Below are 14,219 nucleotides of genomic sequence, written 5' to 3'. Positions count from 1 at the left end.
CGGCTTTCGATGACCGGCGCGCAGGTGCTGCGCGTCGAAGTACCGGCCGACTCGCTGTTCGGGCCGGAGAATATGCCCTACGGCGTCTTCGCACCCCACGACGGTGCTTTCCGGGTCGGTTGCCGGTTGGGCGATATGGTGCTCGATCTGGCTGTGCTGCTGGATGATCCGGTGTTCGCCCGCCCCGAGATGAACGCGTTTCTCGCGCAAGGCTCCGGGCGCTGGCGCGAGGTCCGCGCGAGGTTGCGCGCGCTCGCGGATACGGCGCTGCCGATCGATGCCGTGTATCCCTTGTCCGCTGTGCGGATGGCACTGCCCGTGCGGATCGGCGACTACGTCGATTTCTACGCCAGCATCGACCACGCCACCAACCTCGGCAGGCTGTTCCGTCCGGACAGTGAACCGCTGCTGCCGAATTGGCGGCACCTGCCGGTGGGTTACCACGGCCGGGCGGGCACCGTCGTCGTCTCGGACACCCCGGTCATCAGGCCGCGAGGACAACGCCGGACCGCCGCGGGCACACCGGATTTCGGACCGTCGCAGCGGCTGGACATCGAGGCCGAACTGGGCTTCGTCGTCGGCTCCGGATCCACGCTCGGCGTACCGGTCACCGTCGACGAGTTCACCGAGCATGTGTTCGGCGTCGCCCTGGTCAACGACTGGTCGGCCCGCGATATCCAGGCCTGGGAGTACCAGCCGCTCGGCCCCTTCCTCGGCAAGTCGTTCACCACGTCGCTCTCGGCCTGGATCACCCCGCTGGCCGCGCTGACTCAGGCGCGGGTGCCGCTACCCGCACAGAACCCAGAACCTCTCCCCTACCTGCGCGGCACCGGCGACTTCGGCCTCGACATCGACCTGACCGTCGCCTGGAACGGCGAGGTCGTCGCGCATCCGCCCTACTCACGCATGTACTGGTCACCCGCCCAGATGCTTGCCCACCTCACCGCGAACGGCGCCTCGATCCGGCCCGGCGACCTCTACGCCTCCGGCACCATCTCCGGGCCGGAGCCGTCCCAACGTGGGTCGTTCATCGAATTGTCCTGGGGTGGAACACAACCCATCACAGTGAACGATCAGACCCGCACATTCCTGGCCGACGGCGACGAGGTGACGATCACCGCCACCGCGCCGGGCACCGAGGGCAGGCGAATCGGCCTCGGCGAGGTCGGCGGCCGAATCCTGCGGGCACGCGATATCTGAGACACCACTAGCGGTTGTGGGCAGTCCTCCGCGTCCACCCAGGGGCGGAGATGGTACTCGACCGACCTCCACCCCGAGGCGGTATCGGAGATAATTCGACGCGGGATACGGTGACGGTTCGAACGTTTCCGAGCAGAGGGCACCCGACGATGTTGACGAGAATCGCCCGCACCGCCGTTGCCCGACCACGATGGGTGGTCGCGGTCGCGCTGGTGCTGATGGTGTTGTGCGGCGCGATCGGTGCCACGGTGCACTCGCACATGAAGTCGGGTGGATTTGTCACCGACGATCTCGATTCGGTCCAGGCCAGCCAGTATCTGAGCGACCACTTCCCCGGCAGTGAGCCCAACTACGTCCTGACGATCACCACCGAGGGCGTAGCCGATTCCGCCGCCGCGCGGGCGGCCGCCGACCGCGCGCTGGCGGTCCTCGCCGCGCATCCGGAGATCGTCAGCGGCGTCCAGTCGTACTGGACCGCGCGCCCCGATCTCAAACAGGCGATGCTCAGCAAGGACCGCACCCACGCGCTCATCCTGGCCAGCATCGAGGGCGACGACGCCGAACTGCCCGTCCGGGCGGCCCAGCTGAGCGAAGAACTTCAGGTCGAGAACGGCCCCGTCACGGTCAAGGCCGGTGGGCTCGCCGCCTCCTTCGCCGATATCAACACCCAGATCAGCAAGGACCTGATCATCGCCGAGGCGATCGCGATCCCGATCACCGGCCTGCTGCTGGCGCTGGTGTTCGGCAGCCTCATGGCCGCCGCGCTGCCGGTCGCGATCGGGCTGTTCGCCATCGCGGCGTCGCTGGGCATTCTGCGCGTGCTGACCGCGCTCACCGATGTATCGATCTTCGCGCTGAACATGACCACGGCACTCGGACTGGCGCTGGCGATCGACTACAGCCTGTTCATCGTCAGCCGATATCGCGAAGAGCTGACGGCGGGCTCCACCCCGGCGGCGGCGGTGACCCGTGCGATCCAGACCGCCGGTCGTACGGTCGTGTACTCGGCGCTGGTCGTCGCGCTCTCGCTGTCGGCGCTGCTGGTGTTCCCGCAGTACTTCTTCAAGTCGTTCGCCTACGCGGGCATCGCCGTGGTCGCCGCGGCCGCCGCGGCCGCGGTGATCGTGCTGCCCGCCCTGCTCGTTCTGGTGGGTGACCGCATCGATGCGGGCGACCTGCGCGCACCGATGCGCCGGCTGTTCCGGCTGACCCCGAGGACGGAGAAGGAACCGCGTCAGACCTTCTGGTACCACCTGGTCACCGCGGTGATGAAGCGTCCGTTGCCGATCGCGCTGGCCACCACCGCGTTCCTGCTGCTGCTCGGCTCGCCGTTCCTGGGTGTCCAGTTCGGCTACCCCGACGACCGGTCGCTGCCCACCGATGTCGCCAGTCGCGAAGTGGGCGACATCCTGCGTACCGAATTCGATGCCGACCTGGCCTCGAGCGCGACCATCGTGCTACCCGAATTCCGGGGCAGCACCGCCGAACTCGATACCTACGCCCGTGACCTGTCCAAGGTGCCCGACGTCCCGGCCGTGCTCAGCAGCGCGGCGGTGTACCGCAACGGGCTGCGGGTGGCCCCTGGCGTGCCCGAGATGACGGACCCGCAGCACGGCGCCTACCTGTCGGTCGCCACCACGGTCGACCCCTACTCCGACGCGGGTGGCAACCAGCTCGACACCCTGCGCGCCGTTCCCGCACCGTCGAAAGCCCTGATCACCGGCCCGGCCGCGCTGAACCAGGACTCGGTCAACGCGATCACCGGCAAACTGCCGCTGGCGGGCGCGCTGATCGCGCTCACCACGCTGGTGCTGCTGTTCCTGTTCACCGGCAGCGTGGTGCTGCCGGTGAAGGCGCTGATCCTCAACATCCTGTCGCTGGCGGCGACGTTCGGCGCGATGGTGTGGATCTTCCAGGAAGGCCATCTGTCGGGGCTGCTCGGCTTCACCGCGACCGGCACCCTCAACCTGGCCATGCCCATCCTCATGTTCAGCCTGGCGTTCGGCGCGTCCATGGACTACGAGGTCTTCCTGCTGTCGCGGATCCGCGAGGAATGGCTGGCCGGGCCCAAGACCACCGAGGGCAATACCGAGGCGGTCGCGATGGGCGTGGCCCGCACGGGACGCATCTTCACCGCCGCCGCGCTGCTGATGAGCATCGTGTTCCTCGGCGTCGCCAGCTCCGGCGTGTCGATGATGAAACTGTTCGGCCTCGGCTGCGCGCTGGCGGTGATCAGCGACGCGACCGTGATCCGCGGCCTGCTCGCCCCCGCGCTCATGCGAATGATGGGCACCTGGAACTGGTGGGCGCCGAAGCCACTGATGGTGCTGCACAGCAAGTTCGGGCTCGATGAAGCCGAGAACGACGCGCACGACGCGCCGAAACAGCTCGACTCGGCAGCGGTGTAGCGAGCCTCGCGCGCGATCCGTCCGGTCCATCCCCGGGCGGGTCGCGATCCGGGGCGGGTATCGTCGGCGGCGCACTTCACACCAACGGGGGCTCGCACCAGCGGGCTGAGAGGACGGCTAGCCCATATCGGGCGTTCAGGGCCGTCGACCGTATGAACCTGACCGGGTAATGCCGGCGTAGGGAGGAACAATCGTGGGCTCGAACACGTCTTCTGACAGGACGGTCGACACCGTCACCACCGGTCCGATCCAGGGCAGCGTCAAGCACTACCAGGAGGTAGACGGCCTGCGCATCCCGGTTCGCCGGATCAACCTCACCAACGGCGACCACTTCGATGTCTTCGACACCTCGGGGCCGTACACCGACGGCAACGCGGTGATCGACCTCGAAGCCGGGCTGCCGAAACTGCGCGACGAATGGGACTCCCCGACCGTCGACGGCCCGCCGACCCAGCTCGCCTGGGCTCGTCAGGGCATCATCACCCCCGAGATGCGGTTCATCGCCGCCCGCGAGGGGGTCTCGCCCGAACTGGTGCGCGAGGAGGTCGCGCTCGGTCGCGCGGTGATTCCGGCCAACCACAACCACCCGGAGCTGGAGCCGACCATCATCGGCAAGAAGTTCCTGGTCAAGATCAATGCCAATATCGGCAACTCGGCGGTGTCGTCGTCGATCGCCGAAGAGGTGGAGAAGATGGTGTGGGCCGCGCGCTGGGGCGCCGACACCATCATGGACCTGTCCACCGGCAAGAACATCCACGAGACCCGCGAGTGGATTCTGCGTAACTCCCCCGTCCCGATCGGCACCGTGCCGATCTATCAGGCGCTGGAGAAGGTGAACGGTGATCCCACCAAGCTCACCTGGGAGATGTACCGCGACACCGTGATCGAGCAGTGCGAGCAGGGCGTCGACTACATGACCGTGCACGCGGGCGTGCTGTTGCGCTACATCCCGCTCACCGCCAAGCGGGTCACCGGCATCGTCTCGCGCGGTGGCTCCATCATGGCCGCGTGGTGTCTGGCACATCACCAGGAATCGTTCCTGTACACGCACTTCCGTGAACTCTGCGAGATCCTGGCGCGCTACGACGTGACCTTCTCCCTCGGTGACGGCCTGCGTCCCGGCTCCATCGCCGACGCCAACGACGAGGCCCAGTTCGCCGAGCTGCGCACCCTCGGCGAACTCACCAAGATCGCGAAATCCTATGGCGTGCAGGTGATGATCGAAGGCCCCGGCCACGTGCCGATGCACAAGATCGTCGAGAACGTGAAGCTCGAGGAAGAGCTGTGCGAAGAGGCGCCGTTCTACACCCTCGGCCCGCTGGCCACCGATATCGCGCCCGCCTACGACCACATCACCTCGGCCATCGGCGCCGCGATCATCGCCCAGGCCGGCACCGCGATGCTCTGCTACGTCACCCCCAAGGAACATCTGGGCCTGCCCAACCGCGACGACGTCAAGGTCGGCGTGATCACCTACAAGATCGCCGCCCACGCCGCCGACCTCGCCAAGGGTCACCCGCACGCCCAGGACCGGGACAACGAATTGTCCAAGGCCCGTTTCGAATTCCGCTGGCACGACCAGTTCGCGCTCTCGCTGGATCCCGACACCGCCCGCGAGTACCACGACGAGACCATGCCCGCCGAGCCCGCCAAGACCGCCCACTTCTGCTCGATGTGCGGTCCGAAATTCTGCTCGATGCGCATCTCCGCCGACGTGCGCGAATACGCGGAGAAGCAGGGGCTCACCGATGTGGCCGCCATCGAGGCGGGCATGGCCGAGAAGTCCGCCGAGTTCGCCGACCACGGCAGCAAGGTGTACCTCCCGGTCGTCTCCTGACCCCGCTCCACCCTCGCCGACGCCCGTCCGATCTCCGCGATCGGGCGGGCGTCGTACGCGTGCACCCTGGATTTCGGGGCTTTCGCGCACCGTGGCGATCGGTAACGATTGGCAATCGTGTCGACCTACCGGCACGCCGAGCACTGGAGTGAATCAATGAAGCGCATCGTCGCCGGGGCCCTCGTGGCCGCCGCCCTGTCCCTCGCCGCCCCGCTCGGCACCGCCCAGGCCGCGTCCCTCCCGGTCGCCGACTCCGGTTCGTCGTCCATCGGCTGCACCTCCGACACGAGCCCGTGTGCCCTGCGCCCGCTGTTCGACCTGTTCACCGCCCTCTTGACGGGCAGCGCCTAGGCCACGAGGGCGCGCGGGGTAACGTCGGCCGGGTGGCCGATGCCTTCTACCGCCAAGACCCCGCGGACCCGAACCGGTACCTCTCGACCGAGCTGACCCGGGGCCCGTGGTCGCCGGACGCCCAGCACGCCGGACCGCCCTCCGCTCTGCTCGGGCATGTGATCGAGCGCTGCGAACCCCGGCCGGGATTCCAGGTCGGACGAGTCGCCGTCGAGATTCTCGGGCCGGTGCCGCTGGCTCCGCTCACCGCGCAGGCGAAGGTGGTGCGGTCGGGGCGCAGTGTCGAACTGATCGAGGCGACTTTGTCGTCGGAGCGCGGACCGGTGATGCAGGCCAACGCGTGGCGGCTCAAGCTCGCCGAGCCCGCCCTCGATCTGCCCGCCCAGTTCCTGCCGACCGGCACCAGGGCGCTGCCCGCGGAAACCGAGCCGGAGCAGTTTCCCTCCGATCAGGAGATCGGTTTCCACACCGGCATCGAATACCGATTCACCGCAGGCTCTTTCGCCGCACCTGGGCCCGCGATCTGCTGGATCCGGTTGAAGTATCCGATCGTCGCGGGGACCACCCCGAGCCCGCTGGAGCGCGCACTGGCCGCCGCCGATTCGGGAAACGGGGTCAGCGCGGTCCTCGACTGGTCGAAGTACCTGTTCATCAACACCGACCTCACCGTGACCCTGCATCGTCAGCCGGTCGGTGAGTGGGTGTGCCTGGACGCGGTGACCCATCCTCAGCCGCACGGCATCGGCCTCGCCGAATCCGCGCTGTTCGACGAGACCGGGCCGATCGGGCGCAGCACCCAGACGCTGCTCATCGCGCCCCGGGGCTGATCAGGGGCGCGGCTTCACCAAGTCGGCGTTGCCGTGCTTGAGCAGTTCCGACTCGCCGGTGCTCGTGCGCCGGAACGGGTCGCCTTCACCGGTGGTGAGCAGACCGCGCAGGCTGGTGGTGATGTAGGCGCCCCAGGCGTTGGAGCACACCTCGTAGCATTCCCCGGCCGGCACCAAACCCACATGGGTGAAACGGATTTCGGTTCCGTCGGCGTTCTCGGTGATGTCGAAGACGACGTCGGTGTCCTCCCATTCGCTGGTGTCGGCGATGAAGGACAGGTGCGAGTCGGTGACGTGCCAGACCAGGCGCTCGCCCGGAATCGACGTGGTGGTCGTCATGGTGCAGCGGTGCAGGCCGGGGACCTCGAAGAGGTAGCTGTCACCGACCGTGCCGGTGCTGCCCTCGATGGTCTCCGACCACCAGGCCCACACGTTGTTGATGGCCGCGAAGGCCTCGTCGGGAGTCTTGTCGACGGTGATGGTGGCGGTGAAGTCGTTGTCGCTCATTGCGTTTCCTTCCGGCTCAGCCGTCGAGATGCCGGCGGAGCGCGTCGAGTGGGCCGTCCCAGTCACGCGACAGGGCGGCCAGAAATTGTTGTGCCACGTGCATCGGGGCGGAATCGAGGCGGTAGCGCACGCGCCGCCGCTCCCCCGGTTCCGCGATCACCAGGCCCGCATCCGCGAGCAGGGCAAGGTGTTTGGCGATCGCCTGCCGGGTGATGGGCAGCCGATCGGCGAGGTCGGTCGCGGTGGCCGGACCGTGCGCGGCGAGTGCGGCGAGTACCGACCGCCTGCTCGGATCGGCCAGCGCGACGAAGACCCGTTCGGCGGTGGCCTCCAGCTCAGGCCGCATCGAGGTACTCGACGAGCTCGCCCAGCTCGCTCTTCCAGCCGCCGACATTGCCCTCGAACGCCTCCTTGTGCGCCTCGTCGGGCAGCTGGGCGAAGCCGGTCTCGGTGACTGTCAGCCGGGTGCCGTCGCCGACGGGCTCGAGGCTGAATTCGACGTAGGTGCGGCGCGGGTCGTCGTCGGGCAGTCCGTTGATCGGCCAGGTGTAGCCGAACACCGAGGGCTCCTCGACCCGCTCCACCCGCATGTCGGCGGCGAACCCTTCCTTCCAGGTCATTCGCATGTCCCCGCCCGGCCGCAGGTCGATCTCGGCGGTATTGCCGAACCAGCTCCCCAGCCCTTCCGCGGTGGTGATGGCCGCCCATACCTTGGCCGGCGGATGCGCGAGCTCGACAGTCCGGACGATCTGATCAGGGAATCCCATGATGCCTCCTCATATATTGCAACCGACTGGTTGCAACTCAGAGTATTGCAACCCTTAGGTTGCGTCAAGGGTGTGTCCTCAGTGGTCGCCGGCGACGCGGAAGCCTTTCGGGACCAGCCAGACCGTGCCGACAGCCACCACCGCGACGACGGCAGCCGAGATGTAGGACGTGGTGGTGAGGGCGACGTCGAAGGCATGACCGGCGGCATGGGCGAGTTCGTCGCGGGCGGGTTCGGGTAGGTCGGTGGCCACCTCGGCCGCACCGCCGATCGAACCGCTCGCCTGGTCCAGTTTGTCGGCGGGGACGGAAAGGCCCGTCATGTGCTGACTGAAGATCCTGGCGTGCAGGCTGCCGAGCAGGGCGACGCCGAAACCGACGCCGACCTCGTAGTTGGTCTCCTCCACCGCACCCGCCTGGCCCGCCCGGTCCGCGGGCACGGCGCCGACCAGCACCGCGGCCGCCGCGGTCACGGCCATACCGTCGCCGAGACCGAACGACACCAGCACCAGCGCGACCACCGGATAGGTGGTGGGTTCCGGACTCACCGCCAACAGCAGGAAGCCGAGGGCGACAGCGCCGAGGCCGAAACCGAGCACCGCGCGGACACCGAACTTCTCCATCAGAAACGGCGTGAGCAGGGAGGCGGTGAGCAGCGTGAGCGCGGCGGGCAACATCCGGATGCCCGCCTGCGACGGGCTGTAGCCGTGGACGTATTGCAGCCACAGTGAGATCAGGAACATGGCCGCGCCGATCGCCATCATGGCCAGCAGCGTCGCGACCGCCGCCGCGGTGAACGCGCCGTTGCGGAACAGCCGCACATCCAGCAGCGGGTCGGTGGCGGTGAGCTGACGTCGGGTGAACCAGGCCAGCGCGGCGATGCCGATCAGCAGAATCGCCCAGTCCACCTCGCTCGCTCCGCCTTTCGCGAGATGCTTGACACCCCACGCCAGACAGACGATGCCGGCCACCGACAGCGCGGCGGCGAACCAGTCCAGGCTCCCCGCCTGCGGCGCACGATATTCCGGCAACACCCACAGCCCCACCACCACCGTCACAACCACCACCGGCACGTTGAGCCAGAACGCCGACGACCACCCGAAGTGCTCGACGAGGAACCCACCGACGATGGGCCCCACCGTGGCGCCGACGCCGGCGACCGCCGCCCAGATCCCGATGGCCATGGTGCGTTCGCGCACGTCGGTGAAGATGTTGCGGATCAGCGACAGCGTCGACGGCATCACCATCGCACCGCCGACCCCGAGCAACACCCGGCCGCCGATCAACTGCGCCGCGCTCCCGGCGGTGGCCGCGACCACCGACGCGATGCCGAACAGCACGAACCCGCTGATGAACAACAACTTTCGCCCCACCCGATCACCGAGCGCGCCGGTGGTGATCAGCAACCCGCCGAGCACGAGCCCGTAGATGTCGATGATCCACAGCTGTTCCAGCGGCCCGACCTGCAAATCCTCGATCAGCGACGGCAGCGCCACGTTGAGAATCGTGGCATCCATCGCCACCAGCAACAGGCTGGCGCACAGCACCCCGAGCATCACCCAGCGCACCGACCCGTAGGACTCGTCCCGCGCTTCGCTCACCCTGGCCACCTCCCCGGCCGCTCGGCCCTCGACGTCCGTTGACGACAAGCTACCCACAACAGTGGCGCCCGCCCGGCAACGCTCGCGGCAGGTCCGGCCGCGATCCGAGCACGCGAAGGCCGACGCGGGCCGATCACCGACGGGTGCTCAGCCGGGCAGGACCGCCTCGATGAGGGCGCGCGCGGCGCGGCCCGTGCGTTCCCGGTCGCCCGTGATCACACGGTCCTGGATGATGCCGCGCAGTCCGGAGACCAGCAGCGTGGACACCACCTCGGGATCCTCGGCCAGTCCGGTCCGGCGCAGCGCGGCGGCGAGTTCGGTGACAAAGGTGGCGATCGCGGCGTTGGCGTAGTCCTGGTACGGCGAGCCTGGGGCACACGCGGCACCGAGCACCTGCAGCAGCACCCGCACGCTGTCGGCTTCGGCGCCCTCGGAATTCACGTCGAAGAAGCCGATCAGCCGCTCGGGTAGCTGCGCGGGCTCCACGATGTCGGCGAAGAGCGCGGCGAGGTCGGGTCGCTGGGTCGCCAATGCCTGGACCAGCAGTTCTTCCTTGGTTCCGAAGTAGTAGATCAGCATGCGCGAGCTGGTTCCGAGCGCCGCGGCCAGCGGTCGCAGCGAGAGCTCGGCCAAGCCGTGCGACGCGATGTAGGTGACGACGCCGGCCAGCATCTCGGCGCGCTTGCGGTGGTCGAGGGGACGGGCCATGGGTTGACTGTAGCGAGTGCTACAGGTATTCATGTCAGCGTGACTGTACCGATCGCTTCAGAAACTCGAGACGGCGTGGTGGTGACCGCGTACGCGGCGACCACCGCACTGGCCGACACCATGGACGAGACCTGGTCGCGTCTGCTGCGCGGCGAGAGCGGAATCCGGGCGCTACCCACCCAGTTCCTCGCCGAGCACGATCTGCCGGTGCGGATCGGCGGACCACTGGTCACCTCGCCCGACGCCGAGCTGACGCGGATCGAGCAGCGCAGGCATTCCTATGTCGAACGCATGGCTCTGGTCCTCGGCAGGCAGGTCTGGCAGGCGGCGGGCGCGCCGGACGTCGACCGTGAGCGGCTCGCCGTGGCCATCGGTACCGGTCTCGGCGGCGGTGACGCACTGATCGATGCCGTCGACGCGATGCGGGCGGGCGGCTACCGCAAGGTCTCACCGCTGGCCGTGCCGATGGTGATGCCCAATGGACCCGCCGCGACCGTCGGGCTCGAAATCGGCGCGCAGGGTGGGGTTTTCGCGCCGGTGTCGGCCTGCTCGTCGGGGTCGGAGGCGATCGCGCACGCGTGGCGGCTGATCAGCACCGGCGAGGCCGATGTGGTGGTCACCGGTGGCGTCGAAGGGCATATCGACCCGGTCCCCATCGCGGGCTTCGCGATGATGCGGGCGATGAGTACCCGCAACGACGAGCCCGAACGCGCCTCCCGGCCGTTCGACCGCGACCGCGACGGCTTCGTCTTCGGCGAGGCGGGCGCGCTGCTCGTGCTCGAATCCGAGCGGCACGCGAAGGCGCGTGGTGCGCGCATCCACGCCAGGGTGCTCGGTGCGGGCATCACCTCCGACGCCTTCCACATCGTGGCCTCCGACCCGGCGGGTACCGGTGCGGCGCGGGCGATGCGCAAGGCGATTCACACTGCGGGGCTGCGGGTTCGCGACGTCGATCACGTGAACGCGCACGCGACGTCGACATCGATCGGCGATGCTTCCGAAGCGGCGGCGATCACCGCGGTCGCTCCCGATGCCTCGGTGTACGCGCCGAAGTCAGCGCTCGGTCATTCGATCGGCGCGGTGGGCGCTCTCGAAGCGGTCCTCACGATCCTGAGCCTGCGTGAGCAGATCGTGCCGCCCACACTGAATTTCGACAACGCGGACCCGGCGATCGATCTCGATATCGTCGCCGGGGCCGCACGGCCACACAGGATCGACTACGCCCTCAGCAACTCGTTCGGCTTCGGCGGCCACAATGTCGCACTCGCGTTCGGAAAAGCGTAGCGGCAGCTCAGCGAGACTTACGCCTTGTCGAAGCGGGTATCGACGTAGGACTTGAAGTCGACCTTGCCGGGGATGGCCTTGGCCTTGGTGAAGGCGTCGGCGATTTCCTGTTCGGAGGCGATGACCTGGTCGGTGAGTTTGATCGGCTCCTTGATCGAACGGGTCCAGGTGGTGCGGGAGGCGTCGACGCTGATCTGGGTCAGTTCGGCGTATTTGGTCGACCAGGTGTCGAGGTTGTCCGAGGACCACTTGGTGGCGGCGGCGTAGCGCTGGAAGAAGTCGGCGAGAGCGGCGGACTTGCCCGCGTCGGCGACGGTCTTGTTGCCCGCCACCCAGAAGTTGTAGCCGTTGGCGGCCTGGTCGGCGGTGGCGATCGACTTGGCGCCGATCTCCTTTTCGGCGATGGCGGTGTAGGGGTCCCAGGTGGCCCAGGCGTCGACGTCGCCGCGGGTGAGCGCGGTGTAGCCGTCGCCGGGAGCGAGGTAGACCGGCTCGACATCGCTCAGCGACAGGCCGGCCTTCTGCAGTTGCAGAAGCAGGTTCGCGTTGGCCGAACTGCCCTTGTAGACGGCGACCTTCTTGCCTTTGAGGGCCGCGACCGAACCGATCGTGGAGTCCTTGCCGACCAGGATCGCGTCACCCTTGCCGGTGGCCGAGAGCGCCCCGACGATCTTGATGTCGGCGTCGGCGGCCGCGCCGAAGATCACCGGGGTATTGCCGGTTTGGGCGATGTCGATACCGCCCGCACTCGCCGCCTCGACCAGCGGCAGACCGGCGGTGAAGGTGGAGAATTCGATCTTGTAGGGCAGGTTCTCCAGCTGTCCCGATGCCTTCAGCAGCACCTCGATCGAAATCGCCTTCTGGTCCCCGACTTTCAGTGTGACGGTGCTCAGGTCGACCGGGCCCGAGGGGGCGGCCTCGGTCGCCGTGTCGTCGCCGCAGGCGCTCAGTGCGAGCGTTGCGACGACGGCGAGGGCAAGGCCCGCCAGACGGGACATCGAAGTGCGTTTCACAGGAACAACTTTCGTGCGATGGTGCGGAGGATTCAGTGCACGCCGAGCAGTGCGAGCAGCTGCGTCGCGTACTCGGCGACTTCCGGCGCGGCGGCGGTGCGGGGGCGCGGCAGCTCGATGGGCACGTCGGCGGCGATGCGGCCGTCGTCGAGAACGAGAACGCGGTCGGCCAGGGTGATCGCCTCCAGCACATCGTGGGTCACCAGCAGGACGCCGAATTCGCGCTGCGCGTGCAGGCCGAGGAGCAGCTCGTGCATCGTCAGCCGGGTCAGGGCGTCGAGAGCGCCGAAGGGCTCGTCGAGCAGCAACAGCGTCGGCTCGGCCACCAATGCCCTTGCCAGCGCGGCACGTTGGGCCTCACCACCGGACAGGGTGAGCGGCCACGCGTCGGCGCGACCGGCGAGGCCGACCTCGGCGAGCAGGTCACGGGCGGCTTGCTCGTCGGCACGTCGGTTGCGCGGCTTCGGCCTGCCGAGGGCCACATTGCGCACCACCGGCTGCCACGGGATCAGTCGGGGTTCCTGGAAGACGATCGTCGGCCTGCCTTCGACGGAAACCCCACCGCGAGTGGCGGTATCGAGGCCGCCGAGGATCCGCAACAGCGTGGACTTGCCCGATCCACTGCGCCCGACCAGTGCGACGATCTCGCCCGCGCCGATCTCGAGATCGATCCCGTCGAGCACGGTTCGCTCACCGAATCGCTTGCCGAGAGCGGTGATTCGCGCGGCGGGAACGCGAGCCGATCGCGACGAGATCGGGGTGACGGTCGTGGCGGCGGCAGCGGTCATGGGGTGAACCTCGCGATCGAACGGCGGCGGGTAGCGGGCCTGCCTGCTCTCGGGACGGGGTGGGTCCTCGAGCCGGCGGAAGAAGCGGACATCAGCGGTGCACCGCCGGGCGCCAGCGCAGTGCGCGGCGTTCGAGCAGCCGTACGATCGAGTCGGTGAGCAGGCCGAGCAGGCTGTAGACCACCAGGCCGAACACCACGATGTCGGTACGCAGGAATTCGCGGGCATTGTTGACGACGAAACCGAGTCCGGCACTGGCATTGATCTGTTCGGCCACGATGAGCGAGAGCCAGGCGATGCCGAGACTCTGCCGCGCGCCGACCAGGATCTGCGGCAGGGCGCCGGGCAGCACGAGCAGGCGCAGTCGCTCGGCGAGTCCGAGGTGCAGGGCGCTGCCGAGCTCGAGCAGTTTCGGGTCGAGCTGGCGGATGCCCGAGAAGGTGTTGAGGTACAGCGGGAAGAACACGCCGAGGGCGATCAGGTAGACCTTGGGTTCCTCGCCGATGCCGAACCAGATGATGAACAGCGGGATCAGGCCGAACAGCGGGATGGTGCGGATCATCTGCAGCGGCGGGTCGACCGCGTACTCACCGATCTTGCTCAGGCCGGCGAGCACGCCGAGCACCAGCGCGAGAACCGCGCCGAGCGCGAAGCCGTACAGCGCGCGCTGGCCGGAGACCAGCAGGGCCTCGGTGAGCTGCCCGGATCGGTAGGTTTCCAGACCCGCGTCCAGCACCGCGGACGGCGCGGGCAGCTTCTTGGCCGGGATCGAGCCGCTGGCACTGGCGAGCTGCCAGATGACCAACACCGCGATCGGCGAGAGCGCACGCAGGAACCCCGGGCGACGGTACAGCGGGATCCGTCGCTCGCCGGTTTCGGTGGGCCTCTCCAACAGCATGCGAGCATGGTGCCCGCCCGAAGCGGTATACC

General features: G+C 68.2%; 14 protein-coding genes and 1 riboswitch. Of the genes, 6 read left to right on the top strand and 8 right to left on the bottom strand.

Annotated features, from left to right (window positions below; all coding sequences use genetic code 11):
* The first annotated feature begins 24 nt into the window (after positions 1-24).
* The 5 genes from fahA to ACFTS5_RS21690 all read left to right on the top strand — a co-directional run bounded on the left by fahA (position 25) and on the right by ACFTS5_RS21690 (position 6,623).
* Positions 25-1,200 (top strand): fumarylacetoacetase, encoded by a 1,176-nt coding sequence (gene fahA, locus ACFTS5_RS21710; RefSeq protein WP_378634480.1) that lies wholly within the window; start codon positions 25-27, stop codon positions 1,198-1,200.
* Positions 1,201-1,349: 149 nt separating this feature from the next.
* The gene (locus ACFTS5_RS21705; protein ID WP_378633778.1) at positions 1,350-3,608 is read left to right on the top strand and encodes an MMPL family transporter; all 2,259 of its coding nucleotides are present in this window, start codon (positions 1,350-1,352) and stop codon (positions 3,606-3,608) included.
* Between the two features lie 74 nt (positions 3,609-3,682).
* Positions 3,683-3,809: riboswitch (TPP riboswitch) on the top strand.
* Positions 3,802-5,445, top strand: a complete 1,644-nt coding sequence (gene thiC / locus ACFTS5_RS21700) for a phosphomethylpyrimidine synthase ThiC (protein WP_378633775.1) — start codon at positions 3,802-3,804, stop codon at positions 5,443-5,445. (Overlaps the previous riboswitch by 8 nt.)
* Before the next feature lie 156 nt (positions 5,446-5,601).
* On the top strand, positions 5,602-5,796 hold the full coding sequence (locus ACFTS5_RS21695; RefSeq protein WP_378633773.1) for a hypothetical protein: 195 nt from the start codon (positions 5,602-5,604) through the stop codon (positions 5,794-5,796).
* Positions 5,797-5,828: 32 nt separating this feature from the next.
* Positions 5,829-6,623 (top strand): thioesterase family protein, encoded by a 795-nt coding sequence (locus ACFTS5_RS21690; RefSeq protein WP_378633771.1) that lies wholly within the window; start codon positions 5,829-5,831, stop codon positions 6,621-6,623.
* Here the strand turns inward: ACFTS5_RS21690 and ACFTS5_RS21685 are convergent, their stop codons facing one another.
* The 5 genes from ACFTS5_RS21685 to ACFTS5_RS21665 all read right to left on the bottom strand — a co-directional run bounded on the left by ACFTS5_RS21685 (position 6,624) and on the right by ACFTS5_RS21665 (position 10,204).
* Complete coding sequence (locus tag ACFTS5_RS21685; RefSeq protein WP_378633768.1) at positions 6,624-7,130, bottom strand: SRPBCC domain-containing protein; 507 nt, start codon at positions 7,128-7,130, stop codon at positions 6,624-6,626.
* A gap of 16 nt (positions 7,131-7,146) precedes the next feature.
* Positions 7,147-7,476 (bottom strand): ArsR/SmtB family transcription factor, encoded by a 330-nt coding sequence (locus ACFTS5_RS21680; protein WP_378633765.1) that lies wholly within the window; start codon positions 7,474-7,476, stop codon positions 7,147-7,149.
* Positions 7,466-7,897 carry an SRPBCC domain-containing protein gene (locus tag ACFTS5_RS21675; protein ID WP_378633763.1) on the bottom strand — a complete coding sequence of 144 codons (432 nt, stop codon included), beginning with the start codon at positions 7,895-7,897 and terminating at the stop codon, positions 7,466-7,468. The genes ACFTS5_RS21680 and ACFTS5_RS21675 overlap by 11 nt, the downstream gene beginning before the upstream one ends.
* A 78-nt stretch (positions 7,898-7,975) precedes the next feature.
* On the bottom strand, positions 7,976-9,496 hold the full coding sequence (locus ACFTS5_RS21670; protein WP_378633760.1) for an MFS transporter: 1,521 nt from the start codon (positions 9,494-9,496) through the stop codon (positions 7,976-7,978).
* Between the two features lie 147 nt (positions 9,497-9,643).
* Positions 9,644-10,204, bottom strand: a complete 561-nt coding sequence (locus ACFTS5_RS21665; protein ID WP_378633757.1) for a TetR/AcrR family transcriptional regulator — start codon at positions 10,202-10,204, stop codon at positions 9,644-9,646.
* A 39-nt stretch (positions 10,205-10,243) separates the two neighbouring features.
* Between ACFTS5_RS21665 and ACFTS5_RS21660 the strand changes: the two genes are divergently transcribed.
* Positions 10,244-11,488 (top strand): KasA/KasB family beta-ketoacyl-ACP synthase, encoded by a 1,245-nt coding sequence (locus ACFTS5_RS21660; RefSeq protein ID WP_378633755.1) that lies wholly within the window; start codon positions 10,244-10,246, stop codon positions 11,486-11,488.
* 17 nt (positions 11,489-11,505) lie between these two features.
* On the opposite strand, the gene ACFTS5_RS21655 is transcribed toward ACFTS5_RS21660, so the two are convergent.
* The 3 genes from ACFTS5_RS21655 to ACFTS5_RS21645 form a co-directional block, all read right to left on the bottom strand.
* On the bottom strand, positions 11,506-12,501 hold the full coding sequence (locus tag ACFTS5_RS21655) for an aliphatic sulfonate ABC transporter substrate-binding protein (RefSeq protein ID WP_378633752.1): 996 nt from the start codon (positions 12,499-12,501) through the stop codon (positions 11,506-11,508).
* Positions 12,502-12,533: 32 nt separating this feature from the next.
* A complete protein-coding gene (locus tag ACFTS5_RS21650) occupies positions 12,534-13,289 on the bottom strand; it encodes an ABC transporter ATP-binding protein (RefSeq protein ID WP_378633749.1) in 756 nt (251 codons plus the stop codon).
* A gap of 91 nt (positions 13,290-13,380) precedes the next feature.
* Entirely contained in the window at positions 13,381-14,187 is an 807-nt protein-coding gene (locus tag ACFTS5_RS21645; protein WP_378633747.1) for an ABC transporter permease, read from the bottom strand.
* Positions 14,188-14,219: the final 32 nt, after the last annotated feature.

Origin of the sequence: Nocardia sp. NPDC056952 (assembly GCF_042674185.1) — a bacterium.
Taxonomy (GTDB): Bacteria; Actinomycetota; Actinomycetes; order Mycobacteriales; family Mycobacteriaceae; genus Nocardia.
This window is presented reverse-complemented; position numbering and strand designations above follow the sequence as displayed.